The sequence below is a fragment of the Pseudacidovorax sp. RU35E genome, assembly GCF_900156165.1.
Taxonomy (GTDB): Bacteria; Pseudomonadota; Gammaproteobacteria; order Burkholderiales; family Burkholderiaceae_C; genus Xenophilus.
Genome location: NZ_FTMY01000001.1, coordinates 475832 through 502001, shown reverse-complemented (window position 1 = coordinate 502001; position 26170 = coordinate 475832). Strand labels below are relative to the sequence as shown.

The following is a 26170-nucleotide window of genomic DNA, read 5'->3' as shown; positions in this document are numbered from 1 at the left end:
CGGAATAGACACTGGCAATGGGGGACGCGACAGAACTGGGCTCAGACGGCCAGGATGTCGGCTTCCTTGGCCGTGACCAGCTTGTCGATCTCCGCGATGTAGCGGTCGGTCATCCTCTGGATCTCGGCCTCGGCACGCTTCTGGTCGTCTTCAGACGCCGCCTTGTCCTTGACCAGCTTCTTGACTGCCTCGTTGGCATCGCGGCGCAGGTTGCGGGTGGCGACCTTGGCGCTTTCACCCTCGTTGCGCGCCAGCTTGGTCATCTCCTTGCGACGCTCTTCGCTCATCGGCGGCATCGGCACGCGGATCAGTTCGCCCATGCTGGCCGGGTTCAGGCCCAGGTCGCTTTCGCGGATGGCCTTCTCGATCTTGGCACCCATGCCCTTCTCCCAGGGTTGGACGCTGATCGTGCGCGCGTCGAGCAGCGACACGTTGGCCACCTGCGACAGCGGCACCGGCGAGCCGTAGTAGTCCACATGGATGCTGTCCAGCAGCGCGGGGTTGGCGCGGCCGGTGCGGATCTTGGCCAGATGGCCCTGCAGCGCCGTCAACGTCTGCTTCATCTTGGCTTCGGTCGCGCTACGAATGTCGGCAATGGTCATGATGTCTTCTCTTGTTCTCAGACGTGCACCAGCGTGCCCTCGTCTTCACCCAGCACCACGCGCTTGAGCGCGCCGGGCTTGAAGATGGAGAACACCTTGATGGGCAGTTTCTGGTCCCGGCACAGCGCGAAGGCAGTCGCGTCCATGATGCCGAGGTTCTGGGAGATCGCCTCGTCGAAGGAAAGCGAGGAATAGCGCGTCGCCGACGGGTCTTTCTTGGGGTCGGCGCTGTAGACGCCGTCGACCTTCGTGGCCTTGAGCACCAAGGCAGCCCCAACCTCGGCCCCGCGCAAGGCAGCAGCCGTGTCGGTGGTGAAGAAAGGGTTGCCCGTGCCGGCAGCGAACACCACCACCTTGCCCTCTTCGAGATACTGCAGCGCCTTGGGCCGCACGTAGGGCTCCACCACCTGATCGATGGCGATCGCCGACATCACCCGGGCGGTCAGGCCCTGCTTGTTCATGGCGTCGGCCAGGGCCAGCGAGTTCATCACCGTGGCCAGCATGCCCATGTAGTCGGCCGTCGCACGGTCCATGCCCACGGCACCGCCCGCGACGCCGCGGAAGATATTGCCCCCGCCGATGACGACCGCTACCTCGACGCCCAGACGCACCACTTCCGCCACTTCCTCGACCATGCGCACGATGGTCGCGCGGTTGATGCCGAAGGCGTCGTCGCCCATGAGCGCCTCACCCGACAGCTTGAGAAGAATGCGCTTATGGGCAGGGGCGGCGTCGTGCATAGGCAATGGCTACAGAAAGTTAAGGCGGGAGGAAGTGTACGTGGTGGGGCGCAAGAAAAAAGCGGTGGCACGCCCCGTTACAGGGCACGCCACCGCTTGCGCGGAGGTTCAGGCGCCGGCCTTGGCGGCCGCCACCTGCGCAGCAACCTCGGCCGCGAAGTCGTCGACCTTCTTCTCGATGCCTTCGCCCACGACGTACAGGGTGAAGCCCTTCACGGTCGTGGCCTTTTCCTTGAGCATCTGCTCGACGGTCTGCTTGTCGTTCTTCACGAAGGCCTGATTGAACAGCGAGACCTCCTTGAGGTACTTCTGCACGCCGCCTTCGATGCGCTTGGCCACGATGTCTTCGGGCTGGGGCTTCTTGCCGGCGGCTTCCGCGGCCTTGCGGTCCTCCTCGGCCTTGCCGGCGGCCACGGCGCGTTCCTTCTCGATCAGCTCGGCGGGCACGTCGTTGGACGACAGGGCCACGGGCTTCATGGCAGCCACGTGCATCGCCACGTCCTTGGCGGCCGTGTCGTCGCCTTCGTACTCGACGACCACGCCGATGCGGGTGCCGTGCAGGTAGGAGGCCAGCTTGGCGCCAGTGTCGAAGCGCTTGAAGCGGCGGATCGACATGTTTTCGCCGATCTTGCCGATCAGGCCCTTGCGCACGTCTTCCAGCGTGGGGCCGAAGCCGTCCTGGCTATATTCCAGGGCGCCCAGCGCGGCCACGTCGGCCGGGTTGTGCTTGGCGACCAGCTGCGCCGCGGCCTGGGCCATGGCGATGAAGCTGTCGTTCTTGCTCACGAAGTCGGTTTCGCTGTTGACTTCGATCAGGGCACCGACGGTACCTTCGATGCTGGCGGCGACCACGCCTTCTGCGGTGATGCGGGCGGCGGCCTTGCCGGCCTTGCTGCCCAGCTTGACGCGCAGCAGCTCTTCGGCCTTTTCCATGTTGCCTTCAGCCTCGGTCAGGGCCTTCTTGCACTCCATCATGGGGGCATCGGTCTTGGCGCGCAGCTCGGCGACCATGCTTGCGGTAATTGCTGCCATGTCTTAACTCCGTAGATCGTTTTAGTAGCCAGAGGAACGAAAAAGGGGCCACGAAGCCCCTTCTCCGGACCGCCTTGGAAATCAGGCCGAGGCGGAAGCGTTGTCTTCGACTTCGACGTATTCGTCGCCTTCGCCTTCGGCGATGGCCTTGACCACGTCATTGACGGCGTTGTTACGGCCTTCGATGACAGCGTCGGCGATACCACGGGCGTAGAGGGCGACCGCTTTGGAGGAATCGTCGTTGCCGGGGATCACGTAGTCGATGCCCTCAGGCGAGTGGTTCGAGTCGACCACGCCGATCAGCGGAATGCCCAGCTTGCGGGCTTCGGACACGGCGATCTTGTGGAAGCCCACGTCGATCACGAAGATGGCGTCCGGCAGGGCGTTCATGTCCTGGATGCCGCCGATGTCCTTCTCGAGCTTCTCGATCTCGCGGGTGAAGGTCAGCTGCTCCTTCTTCGACATGCCCTCGAGGCCAGTTTCCTGCTGGGCCTTCATGTCCTTGAGGCGCTTGATGGAGGTCTTGACCGTCTTGAAGTTGGTCAGCATGCCGCCGAGCCAACGGGTCTCGACGAAAGGCATGCCGGCACGGCGAGCTTCGTCGGAGACGATTTCACGGGCTTGGCGCTTGGTGCCGACAAACAGGATGGTGCCGCGGTTGGCAGCCAGCTGCTTGGCGTACTTCTGCGCGTCCTGGAACATCGGCAGCGACTTTTCCAGGTTGATGATGTGGATCTTGTTGCGGTGGCCGAAGATGAACGGAGCCATCTTGGGGTTCCAGAAACGGGTCTGGTGGCCGAAGTGGACGCCGGCTTCCAGCATCTCACGCATGGTGGTGGACATTGCAGTTCTCCAAAGGTTGGGTCTTGAATCCAGCCCGCATATCGCCCCGGGCAGCAAGGCCTGGTGGCGAACACCTTGAATGGGCTGGTTCGCGGATGAATTCCGCCGGTGGGTACCGCAGCAGGACGCTGCCGGGACCCCGTCCGGTCTGCAGAAATTGCAACCAGGACCGACGAAACCGCGGGAGTGTATCACGGCCGCTACTCATCCTGAACGTGCGTCGCCCCGCGGGGCGACCTCTGGGCCGGGAGAGTCACCCGAGGAACGGCGCCCTCCCCGGAACAGCCACACCTTGGCCGAATCGCGCCGCTCCGCCGTCCGCCAATCACCGTTGACAAACGTTGCCTGAACTATGCTCGGCGCATCGCCTTCCCTGCGCGGGCGCGTCTCTGCCTTCCTCTGCCTCCAATGAAAATCGCCATCGTGGGCGCCGGCATCATCGGCGTCACCACTGCCTGGGAACTCGCCTGCGACGGCCACGAAGTCGCCGTCTTCGAACGCCGCCAGGCCGCCGCGGAGGAGTCGAGCTTCGCGAATGGCGGCGTCATCGCCCCCGGCTATGTGACGCCCTGGGCTGCGCCGGGCATGCGGACGAAGGTGCTGCGCTCGCTGTTGTCGGCGCATGGCGCCGTCAAACTGCGCTGGCCGCTGCACCGCAGCGACATGGCTTTCATCCGGGCCTGGCAGAAGGCGTGCCGCCTTGAAACCTACCTTGCCAACCGCGGCCGCATGCAGCGGCTCGCCTTCTACAGCCAGCACCGGCTGCGCGGCATCGTCGAGGACCGCGAGCTGGCCTACGAGCGCAGCGATGGCTGTCTCGTCCTGCTGCGGGGCGCCCGCGAGCAGAAGCTGGTGCGGCCCGGCCTGGATCTGCTGCGTGAGGTTGGCGCGCCCTTCGAATTGGTCGATGCCGACACCGCGCGCGCGATCGAGCCGGGACTTGCCGAAGGCACGGCATTGGCCGGCGCCATCCATCTTCCCCAGGACGAAGTGGGGAACTGCCGTCAGTTCGCCCTGCTGCTCAAGCGCGAGGCCGAAGCGTTGGGCGCGCAGTTCTATTTCGGCTGCGACATCGCGCCGCTGTCCGCCGCGCAGCCGCGCGCCCTGAGCCTCGCTGCCGGCTCGGAGTCCGCGGCTTTCGACGCGGTCGTCGTCTGCGCCGGCCTGGGTGCCGTCCCGTTGCTGGCGCCACTCGGGTTGCACATCCCTCTTGCGCCGGTCTATGGGCATTCGATCAGCGCGTCGATCCGCGAGCCGTTGAATGCGCCGCGCAGCGCGGTGATGGACGAACGTTTCAAGGTGGCGATCTCGCGCCATGGTCAGCGGGTGCGCGTGGCTGGCGGTGCGGAACTGGGCGGCCATCCCGGTCGCATCCATCCCGACGCCTTGCCCACGCTGTACAAGGTACTGCAGGACTGGTTCCCCGGCAGTGTCAACCTGAGCATGGGCATGCAGCAATGGAAGGGCGCGCGTCCCATGCTGCCGGACGGGCCGCCGCTCATCGGCCCGAGCGGCGTGCCGGGCGTGTGGCTGAATCTGGGCCATGGCTCCAGCGGCTGGGCGCTGTCCTGCGGCAGCGCACGCGTGCTTGCGGACCTGATCGCCCACCGCGAGCCCGAGGTGGACATCGACGGGCTCGGCATCGAGCGCCTTCTGCGTCGCTAAGCCGCCAGCGTTCAGGCATGCTCGCCCCATGCACCGCCTGGACCTCACCCTGCCCCACCTGCTGCACGGCATCGACGCCTCGCGCCACATCGAACATGCGGCGGCGGCGAGCCTGCCCGCCCACACGCTCATGCGAAGGGCAGGTGTGGCCACGGCGCGCCTGGCCATGGCACTGGCACCGCATTCACACTGTATCTGGATCGCCTGTGGACCGGGGAACAACGGCGGGGATGGTTTCGAAGCGGCCCTTGAACTTGCCCGTGGCGGGCGGCCCATCGTCGTCACTTTCGAAGGCGACGCCGCCAGGCTGCCCGCCGACGCGCGCGACGCCTTGGGGCGCCTGCAGGCCGCCGGCATTTCCATCGCCGCCGAAGCGCCCCGCCATTTCGACCTGGCCGTCGACGCCCTGCTCGGCCTAGGCGCCTCGCGCGCACCCGAGGGCCGAATGCTCGACCACCTGCGCTGCATGCACGCGAGCGGCGCACCCGTCCTGGCGATCGACCTGCCCAGCGGCCTGAACGCGGACACCGGGCGATCCGCCATCGACCTGGGGAATGCGGGCCGAACCCAGCGCCACTGCCTCAGCCTGCTCACCGTCAAACCGGGTCTTTTCACCGCCCATGGCCGCGATCTGGCCGGGACCGTATGGTTCGACGATCTAGGCGCCGACAGGACCGGCACCCCACCCGACGCGCGACTGCCCGGCCGCCCCACTCCCGCCCTTCGTGCGCACGACAGTCACAAGGGCAGCTTCGGTGACGTCGCGGTCATCGGCGGCGCTCCCGGGATGACAGGGGCGGGCTGGCTCGCAGCGACTGCAGCGTTGCACGCCGGCGCAGGCCGTGTGTTCGTGGGCCTCCTCGACAACGACGCACCCTCGCCTGCCGCCGACCACGCGCTCATGCGGCGTGCGCCGCAGTCACTGGCGCTCGAGCGCATGGCCGTGGTCTGCGGTTGTGGGGGCGGCACCGCGGTGGAAGGCATGCTGCCCGAGGTGCTGGCCCGCGCGCGATCGCTGGTGCTTGACGCAGACGGCCTCAATGCCATCGCGCGGGAGGATGCCTGGCGCAGCCTCCTCAAGGCTCGCGCACAGGCGCAGCAGGTCACTGTGCTCACACCGCACCCGCTCGAAGCCGCTCGTCTGCTGGGCACCGACACGGGGGCCGTACAGGCGGATCGGCTTGCAGCGGCGACGCAACTGGCGCGCGACCTGTGCTGCACCGTCGTCCTCAAGGGTTCAGGGTCGGTGATTGCAAGCGTTGACGACACCCCAAGCATCAATCCGACTGGCAATGCCCGCCTGGCCACGGGCGGTACCGGCGACGTGCTGGCCGGGATGGTCGGTTCGGCGCTGGCCTCCGGCCTCGAGCCGCACAGGGCCGCGTGCGAGGCCGTCTGGTGGCATGGGGCCGCCGCAGACGGCTGGCCCGCGGACCGGCCCTTCAGCGCCAGCCTCCTGGCACGCCAAGCCGGCATCGCCCTGGCGCGACCAGCCTGAACTGCAGGGCTCAGCCTCTGCCCACGAACGGCATCTTGGTGGCCATCACCGTGTGGAACAGCACGTTGGCCTCCAGCGGCAGGTTGGCCATGTAGAGCACGGACTGCCCCACCACGTTGACGTCCATCGTGGGCTCGACCGCGATCTCGCCATTGGCCTGCGGCACGCCACGCTGGAACTTGGCGGCCATCTCCGTGAGCGCGTTGCCCACATCGACCTGGCCCGCCGCGATGTCGTACTTGCGGCCATCGAGCGCCGCCGTCTTGGTCAGACCCGCCACTGCATGCTTGGTGGCCGTGTAGGCCATCGAGTTGGGCCGCGGTGTGTGGGCCGAGATCGATCCGTTGTTGATGATCCGCCCGCCCCTCGGCGACTGGTCCCGCATGGCGCGGAACGCACGCTGCAGGCAATAGAACATGCCGTTGAGGTTGATGTCCACGACGCCCTTCCATTGCTCGGGCGTCCAGTCCTCGAAGGGACCAGGGGGATTGCTCACACCGGCGTTGTTGAAGAGCAGGTCGACACGGCCATAGCGCTGCAAGGTGGCGCCGAACAGCGCATCCACCGATTCGGGCTGCGCCACGTCGGTCGGCACGACGAAGACGCGGTCGGCGGCGCCAGACTCGTCGGCCACGGCCTCCAGCGGCTCGGGGCGGCGACCCGCCAGCACGACGCACCAGCCGTCAGCCAGCAGCGCCAGGGCGGCGGCACGGCCGATGCCGGAACCCGCGCCGGTGACGATCGCGATGCGCGGCGCGCGGGCCGCGGTGTTGAAACTCTTGTCGGTCATGGAAGTGGGCCCGGCCGACGGCTGCACCACCTGACGCGATGCATAAAGCCGACGGCCTCCGGGGCGTGGTCTCGGGGTGAAGGGAAAGGTCTCAGGGACGCGGCGGACGACGCTTCTTCTTGATCTTGCCGGCGGCTTTCTTGACCGCCGATTTCAGCGCCTGGATCGGCGACGCCGGCAGATTGCCCTCGTGCCGCGCCGAATTCGATGCGGCCCGCTGACGCGATTGCCGCTTTTCCGACGCCTTGACGGGCACACCCTGCGCGGAGACGCCTTTGTCGCGCATGGCGCGGGCGGTGAGGTCCTCACCCTCGCGCACCAGCCGAAAGTCGATCTTGCGGCCATCCAGGTCGACTCGGCTGACCTGCACCCGCACACGCGTGCCGATGGAATAGCGGATGCCGGTGCGCTCGCCGCGCAGTTCCTGCCGCGCCTCGTCGAACTTGAAGTACTCACCGCCCAGCTCGGTGATGTGCACCAGGCCCTCGACGTACATCGCGTCCAACGTGACGAAGATGCCGAAGGTGGTCGCCGCCGTGACCACGCCGCCGAACTCTTCGCCCAGGTGCTCGCGCATGTACTTGCACTTGAGCCACGCCTCCACGTCGCGGCTGGCCTCGTCGGCGCGGCGCTCGTTGGCGCTGCAGTGCAGGCCTGCAGCCTGCCAGGCCTGCGTCTCCTTGGTCTGCGCTGCCGGCAGTTTGGCTGGCGCCTGCGTGGGTGCCTTCACGCGGGAGGCAAGGCGCTTGGCCAGCTTGGCATGGGCCTCACCCGGGGTGGGCAGCACCGGCAACTGGTAGCGCGCGCCCTCAAGGATCGCCTTGATCACGCGGTGCACCAGCAGGTCCGGATAACGCCGGATCGGGCTGGTGAAGTGCGTGTAAGCGTCGTAGGCCAGTCCGAAGTGGCCGCTGTTGATCGGCGTGTAGATCGCCTGCTGCATCGAGCGCAGCAGCATGGTGTGGATCTGCTGCGAATCGGGGCGTCCCTTGGTCGCCTCGGCGATCGCCTGGAACTCGGAAGGATGCGGCTCGTCGGTGATCGACATGCCCACGCCCATGGCCCGCAGGTAGTTGCGCAAGATCTCCTTCTTCTCGGGCGTCGGGCCTTCGTGCACGCGGAAGAGGCCCGGGTGTTTGCTCTGCGCGATGAAGTCGGCACTGCAGACGTTGGCGGCCAGCATCGCCTCCTCGATCAGCCGATGCGCCTCGTTGCGCGTGCGCGGCACGATCTTCTCGATGCGGCCGGACTCGTCGCAGACGATCTGCGTCTCGGTGGTTTCGAAGTCCACGGCGCCGCGCTTGCTGCGTTGCGCCAGCAGGGCGCGATACACATCCGCCAGGTTCAGCAGGTCCTGCACGCGTTCCTTGCGTCGCGCCGCCTCGGGACCACGCGTGTTGGCCAGGATCGCCGCCACCTCGGTGTAGGTGAAGCGGGCGTGGCTGTGCATCACGGCCGGGTAGAACTGGTAGGCCTCGATCTCGCCTTCGGCGGTGATCACCATGTCGCACACCATGCACAGGCGGTCGACGTCGGGGTTGAGCGAGCACAGGCCGTTCGACAGTTTCTCCGGGAGCATCGGGATCACCCGCCGCGGGAAGTACACGCTGGTGGCGCGGTCGTAGGCGTCGATGTCGATGGGCGAGCCGGTCTTCACATAGGCACTGACGTCGGCAATGGCGACCAGCAGGCGCCAGCCGGTCTTCGCGGTTTTGCCGCGGCCCATCTTCATGGGCTCGCAGTAGACGGCGTCGTCGAAGTCGCGCGCGTCTTCGCCATCGATGGTGCACAGGGGAATATCACGCAGGTCGATGCGATGCCGGCGGTCGGTGGGCCGCACCTTGTCGGGCAGCGCCTTGGCCTCGGCCAGACAAGCCTCGGAGAACACATGCGGCACGCCGTACTTGCGCACCGCGATCTCGATCTCCATGCCGGGATCGTCGATCTCCCCCAGCACTTCAGATACCCGTCCCACGGGTTGACCGAAAAGGGCCGGAGGTTCGGTGAGTTGAACCACCACCACCTGTCCCGTCTTGGCGGTGCCGGTGGCGCCCTTCGGGATCAGCACGTCCTGGCCGTAGCGCTTGTCCTCCGGCGCCACGAGCCAGACACCTCCTTCGTTCAGCAGCCGTCCGATGATGGGCTGCGCCGGACGCTCCACGATCTCGACCACCCGCCCTTCCGGACGACCCCGCCGGTCGGTGCGCACGACGCGCGCCTTGACCCGGTCCTTGTGGAGTACCGCCCGCATCTCGTTGGGCGGCAGGTACACATCGGCTTCCCCGTCGTCGCGTTGCACGAAACCATGACCGTCACGGTGGCCCTGCACCGTTCCTTCGAACTCTTCCAACAAGGGGTTGGCAACTGCGGGATTTTTGATATGATCTCCTTCTTTCCTGAAACGCATACAAATTTTTGACGTTAACCCCTCTAGGGTACGACAGAAATTGGCCCAGGTGGCGGAATTGGTAGACGCACTAGTTTCAGGTACTAGCGAGTAACATCGTGGAGGTTCGAGTCCTCTCCTGGGCACCAACACAAAGCCGCCGGCAACACGGCGGCTTTCTTATTTGTGAAAGCCATTGCTGCTCCGCAGACGTCCAGCCTCCCCGCAGGACACCAGTTGGAATGGATCAGCAAAGATTTTTTGGCAGTCAGTTGCACAATCCATCTGATCGCTGATATGATCGCAGGCTTTCCTGAAACGGATATGTTCTTCGCGAAAGCGATGAATATTGAGCCCAGGTGGCGGAATTGGTAGACGCACTAGTTTCAGGTACTAGCGAGTAACATCGTGGAGGTTCGAGTCCTCTCCTGGGCACCAAGACACAGCAAAAAGGCCACCTTCGGGTGGCCTTTTTGTTTTGGCGCGGCGGGCGCAGGACAAGGAGGCTGCGCCTCCCCCGCCCCGCTACGGCCTCAGATGGGTAGCGCCACCAGATCGTGCCCTTCGGCCGCCACGATGCGCGCCTTGGTGAACTCGCCCACCTTCATCGTCTTGCTGATCTTCTCCGGTGGCAACAGCCGCACCACGCCGTCGATCTCGGGCGCATCGGCATAGCTGCGGCCCACCCCGCCCTTGCGGCCCAGGCCGGGGGCCGAATCGACCAGCACCTGCATGGTCGCGCCGACGCGGCGCTGCAGGCGTTGGGCCGACACGGCCTCGGCCACCTCCATGAAGCGCGCGCGACGCGCCTCGCGCTCGGCCTCGGGCAGCATGCCGGGCAGTTCGTTGGCCGTGGCGCCGTCCACGGGGCTGTAGGCGAAGCAACCCGCGCGGTCAATGCCCGCAGCCCGTACGAAGTCCAGCAGGTGCTCGAACTCCTCCTCCGTCTCGCCAGGGAAGCCAGCGATGAAGGTGCTGCGGACCACCAGTTCCGGACACATCTCGCGCCAGCGCGCGATGCGCTCCAGGTTCTTCTCGCCGCTGGCCGGACGCTTCATGCGGCGCAGCACGTCCGGATGGCTGTGCTGCAGCGGCACGTCCAGGTAAGGCAGCACGCGGCCCTGGGCCATCAGCGGGACGACCTCATCCACACTGGGATACGGGTACACGTAGTGCAGCCGCACCCAGGCGCCGTACGGCTCGGCGATGTCGCCCAGCGCCGCCACGAGGTCCAGCATGCGCGTGCGCACCGGCTTGCCGTCCCAGAAGCCCGTGCGGTACTTGATGTCCACACCGTAAGCCGAGGTGTCCTGGCTGATCACCAGCAGTTCCTTCACGCCGCCCTCGAACAGCGCCTTGGCCTCCTTCAGCACGTCCCCGATGGGCCGTGAGACGAGGTCGCCGCGCATCGAGGGGATGATGCAAAAGGTGCACCGGTGGTTGCAGCCCTCGCTGATCTTCAGATAGGCGTAATGGCGCGGGGTGAGCTTGATGCCCGCCGGCGGCACCAGATCGATGAACGGATCGTGCGGCTTGGGCAGGTTGGCATGGACGGCATCCATCACCTCCTGCGTGGCGTGCGGGCCGGTGACGGCTAGCACCGAGGGATGCAGTTCGCGCACCATGTTGCCGCCGCTGCCGCCGGTCTTGGCGCCCAGGCAGCCGGTGACGATCACGCGGCCGTTCTCGGCCAGCGCCTCGCCGATGGTGTCCAGGCTTTCCTTGACCGCGTCGTCGATGAAGCCGCAGGTGTTGACGATCACCAGGTCCGCGCCCTGGAAGGTCTTGGAGGTCTGGTAGCCCTCGGCGCTGAGCTGGGTGAGGATCAGCTCGGAGTCGGTCAGGGCCTTCGGGCACCCGAGGGAGACCATGCCGATGCTGGGTGCGCGAACGCGATCGTCGGTCGTGCTGGTGGGATTCGTCATGGTGGGTAATCGTGAGTGCGTCGATGGCGCTGCGCGAGGTGCCGCGCACTTGCTTGCCCATGAACGGGCCTGCATCGTCGACGGATCAGTCCGGGACAAGGCCAGTGCCAAAGGAAGGCACTGACGCCAAGGCCAATAAGCGGGCGCAGATTGTAGAGGCCGGGCATATGCCACGCGTTGCCGCCCCCGATTCGCCCGGGCCATTGCAGGTTAGACACATAAAGCCCTCCTCATTCCTCCCTCATCATTCATGGCATGCGCACTCTTGCCACCCTGATCTGGCGCCGGCTCGACCTCCCTGGGCACGATGCCTGCCGCGTGCGCCATGACGGTGAACGAGGCCGGATCGAGGGTTGCGCCGTGTTCCGTGACGGGGGCGGCGGCAGCGCACGGCTGTCCTATGAAGTGGTGTGCGACGCGCGCTGGCATACGCAGTCCGCCCGCGTCGAAGGCTGGCTGAGCAACGAAGACGTCCAGCTGTCGATCTACCACGATGCGCGACAGGGCTGGCATTTCAACGGCACCCCTGTGCCATCGGTCGCCCATTGCATCGACATCGACCTCGGCTTCACGCCGGCGACCAACCTGCTGCCCCTGCGCCGGCTGCGGCTGGCGCCCGGAGAGCAGGCGGAGGTACCGGCGGCGTGGCTCGACCCATCGACGCTCAGGCTGCAGGCATTGCCGCAGCGCTACTGCCGGCTCGATGCATCGCGCTATCACTACTGGGCGCCGACACTGGGCTTCGAGGCGGAGCTTCGGGTTGGCCCCGAGGGCCTGGTCCACGACTATCCCGGCCTGTGGCAGGCCGAGCCGTGACGCGGGAGATGAGCGGTGGCTGTTCGCGCCGCAGGCTACGCGGGCCGCAGCTCAGACCGGAAACTGCACCCGCACCCGCAGACCACCCAGCGTCGCCGAGCGATCCAGCGCCAGCTCCGCCCTATGCAACTGCGCCACCGACCGCACGATGGCCAGGCCCAGCCCGCTGCCTGACGCGCCGGCGTCGGGCGCCCGGTAGAAGCGGTCCCAGACCCGTTCGCGGTCCGATTCCGCGAGGCCGGGCCCCGAGTCCTCGACCACCAGCAGGGCACCACCGCCCTCTTCCTGCTGCACGGTGACGTCGACGCGCCCGCCTTCGGGCGTGTACTTGACGGCGTTGTCCACCAGGTTGCGCAACAGGATGCGCAGCGCATCCACGTGGCCTGCCAGGCAGACCGCGTCCGCGCGCGCCAGACCGAGGTCGATCCGTCGGGATTCGGCACCGGGCACCGCATCCGCGATCGCCTCGCGGGCCAGGGCCGTCAGGTCGACCTGCGCAGCCTCGGCCCCTGCTGCGGCCTGGGCCTCATTGCGTGCCAGCGTGAGCAGCTGCTCGACGAGCCGGGCCGCACGGTCGATGCCTGCCGCCAGCCGCTGCACGGCCTGTTCATGGGCCGCCGGGTCGCTGGCGCGGCGCAGCAGTTGCACCTGCAGCTTGAGCGCAGCCAGCGGCGAGCGCAGCTCGTGTGCCGCATCGGCCACGAAATGCTTCTGCGCGTCGAAAGCGCGCCGCACCCGCTCGAAGAGCAGGTTGAGTTCGGCGACCAGCGGCCGCACCTCCTCGGGCAGGCCCTCCTCCCCCACCGGCGACAGATCGTCGGGTTGCCGGGAGGCCACCTGGCGGCGCACGCGCGAGACCGGCGCCAGCGACCCGCTCACCACCCACCAAACGACCAGCATCAACAGCGGCGCCATCAGGGCCACCGGGGCGACCGTGCGCAGCGCCAGGCTGCCAGCCATCTGCCGCCGCGCCGCCATGTCCTGCGCCACCTGGATGACCAAGCCGCGCGTCTGCATCGACAGCACGCGGTAGGTGGTGCCGCGCGCGTTCACCTCGGCGAAACCCAGCACTGCCAGTTGCGGCAGCAGTGCCTCGTCGGCGGATTCGAAGATGCGCTGCCCGTCCTGCGTCCAGACCTGCACGACGAAGTCGAAGTTCTGCTCCGAGGGACCGAGACCACTGACGGCCGCGCTGGGTGGCAGCCCCGAGCGCAGCGACAGGGCCATCTGCTGCATGTGGTAGTCGAAGATGGCGTCGGCCTCGCGCAGCACGGTGCGGTAGGTGACGGCAGCCTGGATGCCACCGGCCAGCACGATGGCCGCCAGCAGAAAGGCCAGCAGACGGGCCCGCAGCGAGCGCATCAGCCGCGGTCGGATCATTCCTTCGGGACCATGTAGCCCACGCCGCGCACGTTGCGGATCAGGTCGGCGCCCAGCTTCTTGCGCAGGCCGTGGATGTAGACCTCGACCGCGTTGCTGCTGATCTCGTCCTTCCAGCTGTAGAGCTTCTCCTCAAGCTGGGGCCGCGAGAGGATGAGACCGGGCCGCGCGATCAGCGCCTCCAGCACCGCCCATTCGCGGGCGGACAGGACCATCGGCTTGCCGTCGACCGTGGCCTCGTGCGTGGCAGGGTTCAGGCTCACGCCCTTGTGCTCGTAGACCGGCTCGGCGCGCCCCGCGGCGCGGCGCAGCAGAGCGCGGATGCGGGCCAGAAGCTCGTCCAGGTCGTAGGGCTTGAGCACGTAGTCGTCGGCCCCGGCATCCAGTCCTTCGACGCGCTGCTGCACGGCATCACGTGCCGTGGTGATGAGCACCGGCATGCGCTGCTTGCGCGCCCGCAGGCCACGCAGCACCTCCAGCCCGTCGCGGCGCGGCACCCCCAGGTCCAGCAGCACCAGGTCGTAGTCCTGCGTGCGCAGGGCGGACTCGGCGGCCTCGCCGTCCTTGACCCAGTCGACGGCGTAGTGCTCGGCCCGCAGCAGGTCGAGCACGGCCTCGCCGATCATGACGTCGTCTTCCAGCAGGAGCAGTCGCATGGCGTGCGCTCAGCGGCGCTCGATGAGCTGGCCGCGCAGCTCGCCGTCAGGATAGCGGGCCGTGTGCAGATTCACGTACCAACGGCCTGCCAGCAGCTCGGCCTGTTGGGAGGGCGTGAGGTTGGCCCGGCCTTCGGAGGGTCGGTTGGCCGACGCGTCGATGGTGATGACCGGCGGCGCGTTCATGCCGATCAACGCCGGACCGTGGAAGTGCGCTGCCGTGACCGGCCCGCTGAGGTTGCTGTAGGCCAGCCGCCAGCGCAGCAGGCCGGTGTTCTTGTCGAGCACCGCGTCCAGCGTGCCCGTGCCCATGCTGGCCACCGGGGGCACCTGGTTGCGGCCATCCAGGCGGGTGCTGAAGGCCGACAGTTGGGGCTCGCGCGGGGGCTGCGGCCGGGGTGCGGGCGTGGGCACGTCCAGCGGCACCGAGGTGCAGGCCGCCAGCGCGGCGGCCATCAGGCCCAGGCCCAGGATTCGGCGGGAAGGAAGATGCGAGGTAACAGGCATGCGGGCGACCTTATCACTGCGATGCGGCGGGGCCAACGGGGAGCGTCAGTGCATCGGGCAGCTCAGCCTTTCGCCGTGGCGTCGACCTCGGTACCGGGCCGGCGCACGCGCGCATGGTCGGGCCGGGCCAGGTCGTAGGTGGTGACGCCGCCGCCCTGCACCTGACGCTGCAGCCATTCCGGATGGGCCAGCGTGTGGCGCATGTCGCGCAGGCCGTCGGCCCAGTGTGCGTCGACAGCCAGGCGCGAGAACTCGTAGTCCTTGGCGTCCTGCTCCCAGTCGGCGGGCCGGTGGATGAGGTGGACGATGTCGATGGGCTCGCTGCGCAGGTGCTGGCACAAGGCGCGCAGGCCGGGCTCGTCCAGCATCTGGGGCGGCAGGCGCTCCAGCAGGCCGGCCAACGCCTGCTGCAGGTTGACGTTGGCACCCAGCACATCGGTGTTGAGTCGGGTGCGGCTGGAGAATTGGATGTCCTTCTGCCGGGCCGTCACCTCGGCCAGCGTGGTGGGCATCGGGCCGACGGCGCTGAACAGATCCACCTGCAGCACGAGCAGGCGGCGGTTGCGCTCGTGCTCGTCCAGCACGTACTGCAGCGGCGTGTTGGAGACGATGCCGCCGTCCCAGTAGTCCTCGCCGTCGATGTGCACCGGCGGAAAGCCCGGCGGCAGCGCGCCGCTGGCCATGATGTGTTCCGGCCCGATGCGCACGCGGTGGTTGTCGAAGTACACCGAGTTGCCGTTGCGCACGTTGACCGCACCGACCGAGACGCGGATGCCGTCGTCGTTGAGGCGATCGAAGTCCACCAGCCGCTCCAGCGTGGCCTTGAGCGCGGACGTGTCGTAGTAGCTGAGCACCGGTGCCGCGCCGCCCAGCAGCAGCGTCGGGTCGACGCGCGGCGAGAAGAAGCCGGGAATGCCCATCGCCACGGCCGCATTGGCGCTGAACTGGGCGAGCAACCGGCGCTCGCCCGCCCAGATGGGCAGCTGCTGGCCCGGCGCCGACGACACCAGCTGCCAGAACTCCCGCAGCCGCTCGACCCGTCGCTCGGGCGGGTTGCCCGCGATCAGCGCCGCATTGATGGCGCCGATCGACACACCCGCCACCCAATCGATCGCTTGGTGCTGGTCGGTCAGGCCTTCATACACGCCGGCCTGGTAGGCGCCGAGCGCGCCGCCACCCTGCAACACCAGAGCGCGGACCGTGCGGCCGTCACGGGCCGCTTCGGCGGGCGTCCTGGGCGATGGCTCGGCGGGGGTGGACGGAACGGGAGAAAGAGTCGGAGTTCGTCGGGAAGCCATGGCCGCATTGGACACCAGCCGATTGACGGCCAGCCGACCTCGGTCCCCGCCCCCAGGCAGGCCGATGGCGCGTGCAGCCCGCGGCCCGCGTCCGCCAGGCGCCTCGACGCCCAGGCGCTCAGTCCAGGCTTGCGCCCGACTCCTTCACCAGCGCCTCCCAGGCCGGCGCATCGCGCTTGTAGGCGGCGGCAAACGCCTCGGGCGTAGAGGCCGCCACCGAGAACCCCATGGCCACGATGCGGGCCTTGATCTCGGGCTGCTCGCAAAGCTGCCGCACCTCGCGCGCCATGCGCTGCACGATCTCCGGCGGCGTGCGCGCAGGGGCCGCCATGCCGACGAAGCCGACGATGCGGTAGGCGTCTTCGCGCATGCCCTGCTCTGCCAGGGTGGGCAGCTGCGGCAGGATCTCCATGCGCTGCTCTCCCGTCACACCGATCAGCCGCAGCCGGCCGGTGTCGGCATGCGGCTTGGCGCCCAGGGCGCTGGCAAAGGCCATCTGGATCTGGCCGCCGATCAGGTCCTGCAGCATCAGGGCCTCGCCCTTGTAGGCCACGTGGGCCATGTCGGCGTTCTGGCTGCGGCTCATGAAGGCGCCGCCCAGGTGCGCGTACGAGCCGATGCCCCAGGAGCCGTACGAGACCTTGCTGCGGTTGGCGCGCACATAGGCCAGCAGTTCCTGCGCGTTCTTGGCCGGCACGCTCGGGTGCACCGCCAACACCACCGGCGCCACGGCCACCTGCGAGACCAGGGCCAGGTCCTTCTGCGGGCTGTACGGCAGCTTGCTGTAGAGAAACTGGTTGATCAGAAGCGAAGTGCTCAGCGCCACGGTGAAGGTGCTGCCGTCGGGCGCGGCCTTGGCCACCATGTCGGTGCCCAGGATGCCGCCGGCGCCGCCGCGGTTGTCGACCACGATGGGCTGGCCCAGCTTCGGCGCGAGCTTCTCCGACAGCAGGCGCGCCACGATGTCGGTGGCGCCGCCGGCGTTGAAGGGCACGACGAAGCGGATCGGCTTGTCGGGCCAGCCGGACTGGGCCTGCGCCAGGGGCAGCAGGCCGGCAGCGCCAGCCGCAGCCGTGGCGCGCAGCAGGTGACGGCGGGTCAGGCCGAGCGGATGGGTCGAGGTCATGGTCTTGTCTCCTTTTCTTGCTTCCACTTGAAATCGTCGGACGATGCTCAGCCGTCCCGCAGGTGCACCTTCACGGGCAGAGGGGCCAGGGCGGCCTGCAGCGCCGCGCGCGCGTCGTCGGTCCAGCCGGTGCCGAAGTGCAGGGCCACGTCGGCCGCGCCCTCGGGCTCGATGCGCAGGCTGTCCGCGTCCGCGCCCTGCCCCGCCACGATCTGCCGAACCACCGCCACCGCGGCCATCTGTCGCAGCTCGGGCTTGTAGATCTTGCCGACGTTGGTGGTGGGCAAGGCCGGCAGCACCGCCACCCATTTGGGGCGCGCCGGCGGCTCGTCGACGCGGGCGCTGGCGAAGGCCAGCAGTTCGGCCTCCGTGGCCTCGGCGCCCGGCCGCAGCGTCGCGAAGAGCACCGGCAGTTCGCCCGCATAGGCATCGGGCGCGCCCACGGCGGCGCAGGTCTGCACGGCCGGATGCGCGCCCAGGGCGTCTTCCAGCATGCCCGGGTCGATGTTGTGGCCACCCCGGATGATCAGGTCCTTGGCGCGGCCGGCCAGGTGCAGCAGGCCCTGCGCGTCCAGCCGGCCCAGGTCGCCCGTGGCCAGCCAGCCATCGGGCGTGAAGGCCTTGGCGGTGTCGCGCGGGTCCAGGTAGCCCGGAAAGACGTTCGGCGACTTGAACAGCACCATGCCCGTCTCGCCCGGCGCCACCTCGCGCGCGCTGGCACCGCCCTGCGCGTCGAGGGCCACGATGCGCACCTGCGCATGCGGCGGCACGAAGCCCACGCAACCGGCCGGCGCATGCACGCCGCGCGGCGTGACGCTGCTGATGCCAGCCATCTCGGTCATGCCGAAGCTCTCGTGCACATGCAGGCCGAACAGCCGCTCGAAGCGCGCACCCAGCTCCGCCGGCAGTGGCGCCGCGCCGGTGCGGCAGTAGGTGATGGAAGAGATGTCCGCGCCTTCCAGCGGCACATTGGCCAGCGCCGCCAGCATGGTGGGCACGGCGGCCAGCACGGTCGGCCGGTACCGCTCCACCAGCTTCCAGTAGTTGCGCACCACCTCGCGGTTGCGCATCAGCAGCGTGGTCGGGATCACGACTTCGGCGCCGGCCGAGAGCGAGGCCAGCGCGCCCGGCAGCACGCCGGCCACATGGAACAGCGGAAAGCCCGCGATGCCCACGTCCGCGCTGTTCGTGCCCTGCGTGACCACGCTGGCCCAGGCGGTGAAGACCTGATTGCCGTGCGTATGCAGGGCAAGCTTGGGCGCGCCCGTGGTGCCGCCGGTGTGGAAGCAGGCTGCCACGTCCCCGGCGGCGATCACGCGGCCGCTCAGCAGACGGTCGCCGGGCTGCACCGCCAGCGCTTCTTGGAAGTGCAGCGCACCGGTCGGCAACGCCGGCGCATCCGCGGGCACCTCGTCATGCGGCGCCACGCGCAGCACATGCTGCAGGCCCGGCACGCGCGCCTGCAGGCGCAGGGCCTTGGCCCAGTAGTCGGCATCTTCCGGCGCGCCGTAGGCGATCAACGCCTTGGCGCCCGTGGCCTCCAGCAGCGCCACCAGCTTGTCCTCGGTCAGCAGCGGATTGAGCGGCTGCACGATGCAGGCCGCCTGGCCGCCCCAGTGGGCCAGGTGGTATTCCAGGCAGCCCGGCAGCAGCGCCGCCACCGTGTCCGTCGCGCCCAGCCCCAGCGCATGCAGCGCGTTCGCCGTCTGGTGCATGCGGGCCAGCAGCTCGGCGTAGGTCCAGCGCAGCGGCGGCGTGTCGGGGTTGCCGTCGCGCAGGAAGGTCAGTGCCGTCTTGTCGCCGAAGGCCAATGCCGCGTTGCGGATCAGCTCGTAGGTGCTGCGCGCAGGCAGCGCCTCAGTCAGCGGCGTGGCGGCCAGCCGTTCGATGTCGGCCCGGCTGCGCACGGGAAACGGCGCGGCCAGCGGCGGATGCCGCGGCGGCCAGCCCTGTGAGGAAGACGCGGCGGCGGCCATCAGTTCACCGCCACCTGCTTGTCACGGATCACCTTGCCCCACTTGTCGAAGTCGGTGCGCATGCGGCCGGCCATCTGCGCGGGGGCCTGGTACTCGGCGATGGCACCGGCCTGGATCAGGCGCTTCTGGATGTCGGGCTCCGCCAGGATCGCCTTGACCTCGCGGCTCACGCGTTCGATGGCCGGCTGCGGCGTACCGGCCGGCGCCAGCAGGCCGCCCCAGGACACGGCGTCGAAGCCCTTGAAGCCCTGCTCGGCCACCGTCTTGACGTCCGGCAGCTGCGCGATGCGCTGCGGCGAGCCGACGGCAATGGCGCGCAGCTTGCCGGCCTGGATGTGCGGCAGGGCCGCGACCAGGTCGGCATACATCACCGGCACCTGGCCGCCCAGCAGGTCGGTCACGGCCGGCGTGCCGCCCTTGTAGGCGATGTGCTGCATGTCGAAGCCGCCCAGGTCCTTGAGCATCTCGGTCGTCAAATGGCCGAAGCTGCCCGGGCCCGAGCTGGTGTAGTTGAGCTTGCCGCCTTCGGCCTTGGCCTTGGCGATGAGGTCGGGCAGCGTCTTCACGTCCGGCAGCACGGTGGGGTTGACCACCATCACGATCGGCAGGTCGTACACCGTGGCGACGGGCGCGAAGTCCTTGGCGGTGTCGTAGCCAGCGCTCTTGTACAGGTGCGGCGCCAGCAGCGTGGGCGTGGCCAGCATCATGAGCGTGTAGCCGTCCGGCGCACTCTTGGCGACAAACTGCGCGGCGATGGTGCCGGACGCGCCGGCGCGGTTTTCCACCACGACCGGCTGCTTGAGGCGCTCGGCCAGCTTCTGGCCGACCAGGCGCGAGGCGGTGTCGGTGGGGCCGCCCGGCGGGAAGGGCACGATCAGCTTGATGGGCTTCTCGGGCCAGGCCTGGGCGATGGCCGGCAACGCGGCCAGGCCGAAGGCGCCAGCCGTGGCGGCGAGGAGAAGGCGGCGGGCGATGGGGGCTCGCTGGGTCATGGTGATGTCTCCAGGTCCTCGTGGGACCGTGTCGTCGAAAAAGAAAGCCGACTGCTGCACCCAAGATGCAGATCGGTTCACCCGTTCGCCCTGAGCTTGGCCTGTCCTGAGCTCGTCGAAGGGTCGAAGGGCTTTGATAGGCGCGTACCCGGCTTCGACAGGCTCAGCCCGAACGGACTCTGAGCAACTGGCGATCAGAGCGCGCCGGACTGCCGCAGCGCCGCGACGCGGCTCGCGTCCAGGCCGAGCAACTCACCCAGCACGTCCTCCGTGTGCTGGGCCAGGCCTGGCGGCGCGCGGCGCACCGGAACACGGGCGCCATCGAGGCGATAAGGGGGCGCAAACACGGGCACGTCCTGGGCGTCGGCCTCGGAGTAGCGGGTCAGCAGCCCCGCATCGGCGGTGCGCTGGGACTGCAGTGCCTCCAGCAGACCCAGCACCTCGCCGCAGGGAATGCCCGCGGCGCGCATGCGCTCGAGCAGCAGCGCACGCGGGCGCTTGGCCAGTTCGGCGCGCAGTTCGGGCAGCAGCGTGTGGCGATTGCGCGAACGCACGAGGTTGGTGGCATAGCGCTCGTCGGTGGCCATCTCGGGCCGCTCGATCACGTCGGTGCAGAAGCGCTGGAACTGCGTGTTGTTGCCCACGGTGACCACGACCGGGCCATCGGCCGCGTCGAACACGCCGTAGGGCACGATGGACGGATGGGCATTGCCGTACTTGGGCGGATCGCCGCCCTGCAGCAGCGCCTCCATGCCGTAGTAGGCGGTGATCATCAGGCCGCAGTCGTACAGCGCCATCTCCACATGCCGGCCCTGGCCGGTGCGCTGGCGGTCGAACAGCGCCGCCAGGATGGCCTGCGCCGAGTACATGCCGGTGAACATGTCCACCGCCGCCACGCCGAACTTGAGCGGGCCCTGCCCTTCCTCGCCATTGAGCGCCATCAGGCCGGCCTCGCCCTGGACCACCAGGTCGTAGCCGGGGCGCGCCTTCTCGGCGCCGCCACGCTCGTAGCCGGTGATCGAGCAGTACACCAGGCCTGGGTTGATCGCGCGCAGGTCGTCGTAGCCCAGGCCCATCTTCTCGATGCCGCCGAACTTGAAGTTCTGGATCAGCACGTCGCACTTGGCGGCCAGCTCGCGCGCCAGTCGCTGGCCCTCGGCCGTACCCAGGTCGATGCCGATGGAGCGCTTGTTTCGGTTGGCGCTGTTGAAGTAGCTGGTGTTGCGCGCGCCCACGCGCAGGCCCCAGTCGCGCGTGTCGTCGCCCCGGCCGGGATGCTCGACCTTGATGACCTCGGCCCCGAGATCGCCCAGGGCCTGGGCACACATCGGGCCGGCCAGCACGCGTGAGAGATCCAGCACGCGCACACCTTCGAGCGGCAGGCGCATCGTCATGCCGCCACCTCCGCGCTCAGCGCGATGTAGCGCGCCAGGTGGTGGTCCTCGTCGCCGAACTGGTGGTCGATCATGACCAGGCGCTTGGCGTAGTGCGACAGCGGCAGCTCCCAGGTCATGCCGATGCCGCCATGCAGCTGGATGCTCTCTTCCGCCACCTTCGTGCCGATGCGGCCGACGCTGTACTTGGCGGCCGACAGCGCCTTCTCGCGCGCCAGGCGGTCGTCGCCGTCGATGGCTGCAGCGGCATTGATGACGGCGGAGCGGGCCTGCTCCACCTCCAGCAGCAGGTCGGCCATGCGGTGCTGCAGGGCCTGGAAGCTGCCGATGGGCACGCCGAACTGCTTGCGGGTGCGCAGGTACTCCAGCGTGTCGCGCTTGGCGATCTCCATGGCGCCCAGGGCCTCGGCACAGAGGGCGAGCACGCCCCAGCCGGTGGCGCGCTCCAGCAGGGCGGCGCCCTCGCCTTCCGCACCCAAAAGCGCATCGGCGGGCAGTTGCAGGCCTTCCATCGTCAGTTCGGCCACGCGGCCGCCGTCGATGCGCGGGCAGTCGCGACGCATCAGACCGGACGCATCGCCGGGCACCAGGAAGAGCGAGAGGCCCTGCGCATCGTCGATGGCACCGCCGGTGCGGGCCGAGACCAGCAGCAGGTCGGCCTGCGCGCCCAGCGCCACCACGGCCTTGGCGCCGTCGAGGCGCCAGCCATCGCCCTGCCGGACGGCGCGCGTCGCCACGCGGTGGGCTTCGTAGTGCGAGCCGGGCTCGTCGTGCGCCAGTGCGGCGAGGGTGCTGCCATCGACCAGGCCGGCCAAGCGGGCCTGCTGCGCCTCGTTGCCCGCGGCGGCCAGGGCCTGGCCCACCACCAGCGCGCCGAGGAAGGGCTCGACCACCAGGCCCTTGCCGAGGCTCTCGAACACCACGGCCACGTCGAAGCCGGTGCCGCCGAAACCACCCACGGCTTCGGGCAGCAGCGCGCCGATGGCGCCGATCTCCGCCATCTGCGCCCAGTGCGCGCGGCTGAAGCCTTCGTCGCTCTTGGCGATGCGGTCGCGTGCCTCGAAGCCGTACTGGTCGGCGATGAAGCGGTCCAGGGAATCCGCCAGCATGCGGCGGTCTTCGGTGTGCTCGAAGTTCATAGGCCGAGGATCATCTTGGAGATGATGTTCTTCTGGATTTCGTTGGAGCCGCCGAAGATCGACAGCTTGCGGTTGTTGAAGTACTGGGCGGCCAGCGGCGCGGCCTCTTCGGGGCCGACGGCGGGCTCGTCCCAGCCCTCGTGGAGGGCGGCCTCGATGAAGGGCTGGGCATAGGGGCCCATGGCGCGGCGGGCCAGCGAGGAGATTTCCTGCCGGATCTCGGTGCCGCGGATCTTGAGCATGGAGCTTTCCGCCCCCGGCACGCCGCCGCCGGCCACGGCGGCGATCACTCGCAGGTTGGTGGTCTTCATGTTCTCCAGGTCGATCTCCACCTTGGCCAGGCGGGCGGCGAAGAGCGGGTCCTGCGCCAGCGGCCGGCTATTGCGATGCACCTTGGCGGCGATGCGCTTGAGCTTCTCCAGCGCCGCCACCGAAAAGCCCACGCCCGCGATGTTGGTGCGTTCGTAGGTCAGCAGGTACTTGGCATAGGTCCAGCCCTTGTCCTGCTCGCCCACCAGGTTGGCGGCGGGCACGCGCACGTCGGTGAAGAAGACTTCGTTGACCTCGTGCTCGCCGTCCAGGGTGATGATGGGCCGCACCTCCACGCCCGGGGAGTCCATGTCCACCAGCAGGAAGCTGATGCCCGACTGCGCCTTGGCCTCCCGGTTGGTCCGCACCAGGCAGAAGATCATGTTGGCGTGATGGCCCAGCGTGGTCCAGGTCTTCTGGCCGTTGACCACGTAATGGTCGCCGTCCAGCACCGCCGTCGTCTTGACCGAGGCCAGGTCCGAACCGGAGCCGGGTTCGGAATAGCCCTGGCACCACCAGTCCTCGCCGCTCAGGATGCGGGGCAGCCAGTACTGCTTCTGCGCCTCGCTGCCGTACTTGATGAGCACCGGCCCGAGCATGTTGACGCCGAAGGGCACGATGCGCGGGGCGCCGGCCAAGGCGCATTCGTTCTCGAAGATGAACTTCTGCACCGCGCCCCAGCCCGGGCCGCCGTATTGCTTCGGCCAGTGGTTGGCCAGCCAGCCGCGTTCATTGAGGATGCCGTGCCACTCGGTCATGTCCTCGCGCGTCAGGCGCAGCCCGCGCTTGACTTTATCGGCGATGCGCACGGGCAGTTTGTCGCGCAGGAACTGCAGCACCTCGCTGCGGAAGGCCTCTTCCTCGGCCGTGAATCTCAGGTCCATGGGTGGTCCTTTGGGGTGAGCACCGCCCTGCGCCTGCCGGCGCATGAAAGGTGTCGGTCAAAAAGAAAAGGAGAAAGGCGGCTCAGCGCGCCTGGTTCAGACTCGAAAAGTCGCGGCCCTCGGCCACCAGCTTCTCCAGCAGCGGCGCCGGCTTCCAGAACAGCGGGTCTTCCTTGGCAAAGGTGCGGATGTCCTCCAGCACCTTGGGCAGGCCCACCATGTCGGCGTACTTCATCGGGCCGCCGCGGAAGCGCGGAAAGCCGTAGCCATAGAGGAAGGTCACGTCCACATCCAGCGGCCGCAGGGCGATGCCCTCCTCCACCACCTTGGCGCCCTCGTTGACCATGGCCGCCATGTAGCGCCGCATGATTTCCTCGGGCGTGAACTTCCGCGGCACGATGCCCTTCTTCTGCCGCTCGGCGTCGACGATGGCCAGCACCTCCGGGTCGGGCTGGCCGGTGCGGGCGCCTTCGGGATACAGGTAGAAGCCGCGGCCGGTCTTCTGGCCGAACCAGCCGCGTTCGCACACGCGGTCGGCCACTTCCACGTAGCGCGCCTTCGGGTCGCGCGTGGCAGCGCGGCGCTTGCGCGTGGCCCAGCCAATGTCGCCACCGGCCAGGTCGGTCACCTGGAAGGGGCCCATCGGGTAGCCGAAGCCGCGCACCGCCTCGTCGATCTCGTAGGGGCTGGCGCCATCTTCCATGATGTAGTCGGCGGCCTGCTTGTAGACGGCCAGGATGCGGTTGCCGATGAAGCCGTCGCACACGCCGGCGCGCACCGGCACCTTCTTCATCTTCTTGGCCAGCGCGAAGGCGGTGGAGACCACGTCGGCGCTGACCTTGGCCGGCACCACGATCTCCAGCAGCTTCATGATGTTGGCCGGGCTGAAGAAGTGCAGGCCGATCACATCCTTGGGACGCGAGACGCTGGCGGCGATGGCGTCGATGTCCAGGTACGAGGTGTTGGTGGCCAGCACGGCGCCGGGCTTGCAGACGCGGTCCAGTTCCTTGAAGACGGCTTTCTTGACCTCGATGTCCTCGAACACGGCTTCGATCACCAGGTCCACGTCGGCGAAGGCGGCGTAGTCGGTGCTGCCGCTGAAGCGCGCCATGACGGCCGTCTTGGCCTCGGGCGTCATGCGGCCCTTCTTGATCAGGCCGTCGTAGACCTTCTCGACATTGGCCTGACCGCGGGCGATGGAGGCATCGTCGCGCTCGACCATCACCACCGGCAGGCCGGCGTCCAGCGCCGACACGGCAATGCCGGCACCCATGGTGCCGCCGCCGACGATGCCCACCTTGTCCAGCTTGCGCGGCTGCGCGGCCTGGGCCTCGGGCACCTTCACCACTTCGCGCTCGGCGAAGAAGGCATGGATCAGGCCGGCGCGCTGCGGGCTGTCGATGCAGGCCATGAAGGCCTGACGCTCCAGCGTCATGGCTTCGTCGAAGGGCTTGTCGAGTGCGGTCTGCACGGCCTCGACGATCTTGTGGGGCGAGAACAGGTTCTTCGACTTCCTGGCGGTGTCGGCGCGGGCGGCATCGATGGCTGCCTGCGCGGCAGCGCGGTCGGCCAGGCCCTGCGCGTCGCGGGTGCGGCGAACCGATGCATCGGCGGCCAGCAGCGCCTGCGCGTAGGCCAGGCCCGCGGCCACGGCGTCGTCACCCTCGGCCAGGCGGTCCACCAGGCCGAGCGAAAGGGCTTCCTTGGCCTTGACGTGGCGGCCACTCAGCATGAGTTCCAGGGCCGCTTCGGCGCCGATGAGGCGAGGCGCCCGGACCGTGCCGCCGGCACCGGGCATCAGGCCCAGTTGCACCTCGGGCAGGCCCAGCTTGGCATCGGCCAGCGCCACGCGGTAATGCGCGGCCATCGCGATCTCCAGGCCACCGCCCAGGGCCGCCCCGCGCAGCGCAGCGACCACGGGCTTGCTACAGGCCTCGATGCGGTTGCACACCTCGGGCAGCGAGGGCGGCTGCGGCGTCTGGCCGAATTCGCGGATGTCGGCCCCGGCGATGAAGTTGGCACCCTGCCCCACGATCAGCACCGCCTTCACGCGTGGCTCTGCGTCCGCGGCTTCGATGGCGGCCAGCAGGCCGCGGCGCACCGCGGCCGAGAGCGCGTTGACGGGCGGGTTGTCGACGGTGATCTGCAGGATCTCGCCCTGGATCAGTTGGCGGACGGCGTCGGCAGGCGTGGCGGGGGTCGATGTCATGAG

Annotated in this window: 21 protein-coding genes and 2 tRNA genes; 5 read left to right on the top strand and 18 right to left on the bottom strand. The window is 68.5% G+C overall.

The window, feature by feature from the left end:
• Positions 1–41 precede the first annotated feature (41 nt).
• From frr to rpsB, 4 genes are all read right to left on the bottom strand, one after another.
• Positions 42–602 carry a ribosome recycling factor gene (gene frr / locus BXA03_RS02170; RefSeq protein ID WP_076503510.1) on the bottom strand — a complete coding sequence of 187 codons (561 nt, stop codon included), beginning with the start codon at positions 600–602 and terminating at the stop codon, positions 42–44.
• A 17-nt stretch (positions 603–619) separates the two neighbouring features.
• The gene (gene pyrH, locus BXA03_RS02165; protein ID WP_076503509.1) at positions 620–1342 is read right to left on the bottom strand and encodes a UMP kinase; all 723 of its coding nucleotides are present in this window, start codon (positions 1340–1342) and stop codon (positions 620–622) included.
• A 108-nt stretch (positions 1343–1450) separates the two neighbouring features.
• On the bottom strand, positions 1451–2374 hold the full coding sequence (gene tsf / locus BXA03_RS02160) for a translation elongation factor Ts (RefSeq protein ID WP_076503508.1): 924 nt from the start codon (positions 2372–2374) through the stop codon (positions 1451–1453).
• 81 nt (positions 2375–2455) lie between these two features.
• Positions 2456–3217, bottom strand: coding sequence for a 30S ribosomal protein S2 (gene rpsB, locus BXA03_RS02155; RefSeq protein WP_076503507.1), 762 nt, complete (start codon positions 3215–3217; stop codon positions 2456–2458).
• Between the two features lie 408 nt (positions 3218–3625).
• On the opposite strand from rpsB, the gene BXA03_RS02150 reads away from it, so the two are divergent.
• Together BXA03_RS02150 and BXA03_RS02145 are read left to right on the top strand one after the other, a co-directional pair.
• Positions 3626–4882, top strand: coding sequence for a D-amino acid dehydrogenase (locus tag BXA03_RS02150; protein WP_076503506.1), 1257 nt, complete (start codon positions 3626–3628; stop codon positions 4880–4882).
• 28 nt (positions 4883–4910) lie between these two features.
• On the top strand, positions 4911–6380 hold the full coding sequence (locus BXA03_RS02145) for a bifunctional ADP-dependent NAD(P)H-hydrate dehydratase/NAD(P)H-hydrate epimerase (RefSeq protein ID WP_076503505.1): 1470 nt from the start codon (positions 4911–4913) through the stop codon (positions 6378–6380).
• Positions 6381–6390: 10 nt separating this feature from the next.
• Here the strand turns inward: BXA03_RS02145 and BXA03_RS02140 are convergent, their stop codons facing one another.
• Together BXA03_RS02140 and rnr are read right to left on the bottom strand one after the other, a co-directional pair.
• Complete coding sequence (locus tag BXA03_RS02140; protein WP_076503504.1) at positions 6391–7170, bottom strand: SDR family oxidoreductase; 780 nt, start codon at positions 7168–7170, stop codon at positions 6391–6393.
• Positions 7171–7261: 91 nt separating this feature from the next.
• Positions 7262–9577, bottom strand: a complete 2316-nt coding sequence (rnr, locus tag BXA03_RS02135; protein WP_076503503.1) for a ribonuclease R — start codon at positions 9575–9577, stop codon at positions 7262–7264.
• A gap of 43 nt (positions 9578–9620) precedes the next feature.
• On the opposite strand from rnr, the gene BXA03_RS02130 reads away from it, so the two are divergent.
• Positions 9621–9705 (top strand) — tRNA-Leu (locus BXA03_RS02130).
• A 204-nt stretch (positions 9706–9909) separates the two neighbouring features.
• Positions 9910–9994: transfer RNA gene (locus tag BXA03_RS02125), tRNA-Leu, on the top strand.
• Between the two features lie 95 nt (positions 9995–10089).
• On the opposite strand, the gene rimO is transcribed toward BXA03_RS02125, so the two are convergent.
• Positions 10090–11481, bottom strand: a complete 1392-nt coding sequence (gene rimO, locus BXA03_RS02120; RefSeq protein ID WP_076503502.1) for a 30S ribosomal protein S12 methylthiotransferase RimO — start codon at positions 11479–11481, stop codon at positions 10090–10092.
• A 255-nt stretch (positions 11482–11736) separates the two neighbouring features.
• On the opposite strand from rimO, the gene BXA03_RS02115 reads away from it, so the two are divergent.
• A complete protein-coding gene (locus BXA03_RS02115; protein WP_076503501.1) occupies positions 11737–12297 on the top strand; it encodes a putative glycolipid-binding domain-containing protein in 561 nt (186 codons plus the stop codon).
• Between the two features lie 51 nt (positions 12298–12348).
• Here the strand turns inward: BXA03_RS02115 and BXA03_RS02110 are convergent, their stop codons facing one another.
• From BXA03_RS02110 to BXA03_RS02060, 11 genes are all read right to left on the bottom strand, one after another.
• Positions 12349–13677, bottom strand: coding sequence for an ATP-binding protein (locus BXA03_RS02110; protein ID WP_076503500.1), 1329 nt, complete (start codon positions 13675–13677; stop codon positions 12349–12351).
• Positions 13674–14333: a response regulator gene (locus BXA03_RS02105; protein ID WP_076503499.1), complete on the bottom strand. Its 660-nt coding sequence runs from the start codon at positions 14331–14333 to the stop codon at positions 13674–13676. Before BXA03_RS02105 ends, BXA03_RS02110 begins: the two co-directional genes overlap by 4 nt.
• A 9-nt stretch (positions 14334–14342) precedes the next feature.
• Complete coding sequence (locus BXA03_RS02100) at positions 14343–14840, bottom strand: CHRD domain-containing protein (RefSeq protein WP_076503498.1); 498 nt, start codon at positions 14838–14840, stop codon at positions 14343–14345.
• Between the two features lie 62 nt (positions 14841–14902).
• The gene (locus BXA03_RS02095) at positions 14903–16138 is read right to left on the bottom strand and encodes a patatin-like phospholipase family protein (RefSeq protein ID WP_076503497.1); all 1236 of its coding nucleotides are present in this window, start codon (positions 16136–16138) and stop codon (positions 14903–14905) included.
• 118 nt (positions 16139–16256) lie between these two features.
• A complete protein-coding gene (locus tag BXA03_RS02090) occupies positions 16257–17264 on the bottom strand; it encodes a Bug family tripartite tricarboxylate transporter substrate binding protein (protein ID WP_076503496.1) in 1008 nt (335 codons plus the stop codon).
• Positions 17265–17311: 47 nt separating this feature from the next.
• The gene (locus tag BXA03_RS02085; RefSeq protein ID WP_076503495.1) at positions 17312–19240 is read right to left on the bottom strand and encodes an acyl-CoA synthetase; all 1929 of its coding nucleotides are present in this window, start codon (positions 19238–19240) and stop codon (positions 17312–17314) included.
• Positions 19240–20232, bottom strand: a complete 993-nt coding sequence (locus BXA03_RS02080; protein ID WP_076503494.1) for a Bug family tripartite tricarboxylate transporter substrate binding protein — start codon at positions 20230–20232, stop codon at positions 19240–19242. The genes BXA03_RS02085 and BXA03_RS02080 overlap by 1 nt, the downstream gene beginning before the upstream one ends.
• Before the next feature lie 194 nt (positions 20233–20426).
• Positions 20427–21626: a CaiB/BaiF CoA transferase family protein gene (locus BXA03_RS02075; RefSeq protein WP_076503493.1), complete on the bottom strand. Its 1200-nt coding sequence runs from the start codon at positions 21624–21626 to the stop codon at positions 20427–20429.
• Positions 21623–22765 carry an acyl-CoA dehydrogenase family protein gene (locus BXA03_RS02070; protein ID WP_076503492.1) on the bottom strand — a complete coding sequence of 381 codons (1143 nt, stop codon included), beginning with the start codon at positions 22763–22765 and terminating at the stop codon, positions 21623–21625. Before BXA03_RS02070 ends, BXA03_RS02075 begins: the two co-directional genes overlap by 4 nt.
• A complete protein-coding gene (locus BXA03_RS02065; RefSeq protein WP_076503491.1) occupies positions 22762–23958 on the bottom strand; it encodes an acyl-CoA dehydrogenase family protein in 1197 nt (398 codons plus the stop codon). The genes BXA03_RS02070 and BXA03_RS02065 overlap by 4 nt, the downstream gene beginning before the upstream one ends.
• Before the next feature lie 82 nt (positions 23959–24040).
• On the bottom strand, positions 24041–26167 hold the full coding sequence (locus BXA03_RS02060; RefSeq protein ID WP_076503490.1) for a 3-hydroxyacyl-CoA dehydrogenase NAD-binding domain-containing protein: 2127 nt from the start codon (positions 26165–26167) through the stop codon (positions 24041–24043).
• Between the last annotated feature and the right edge of the window lie 3 nt (positions 26168–26170).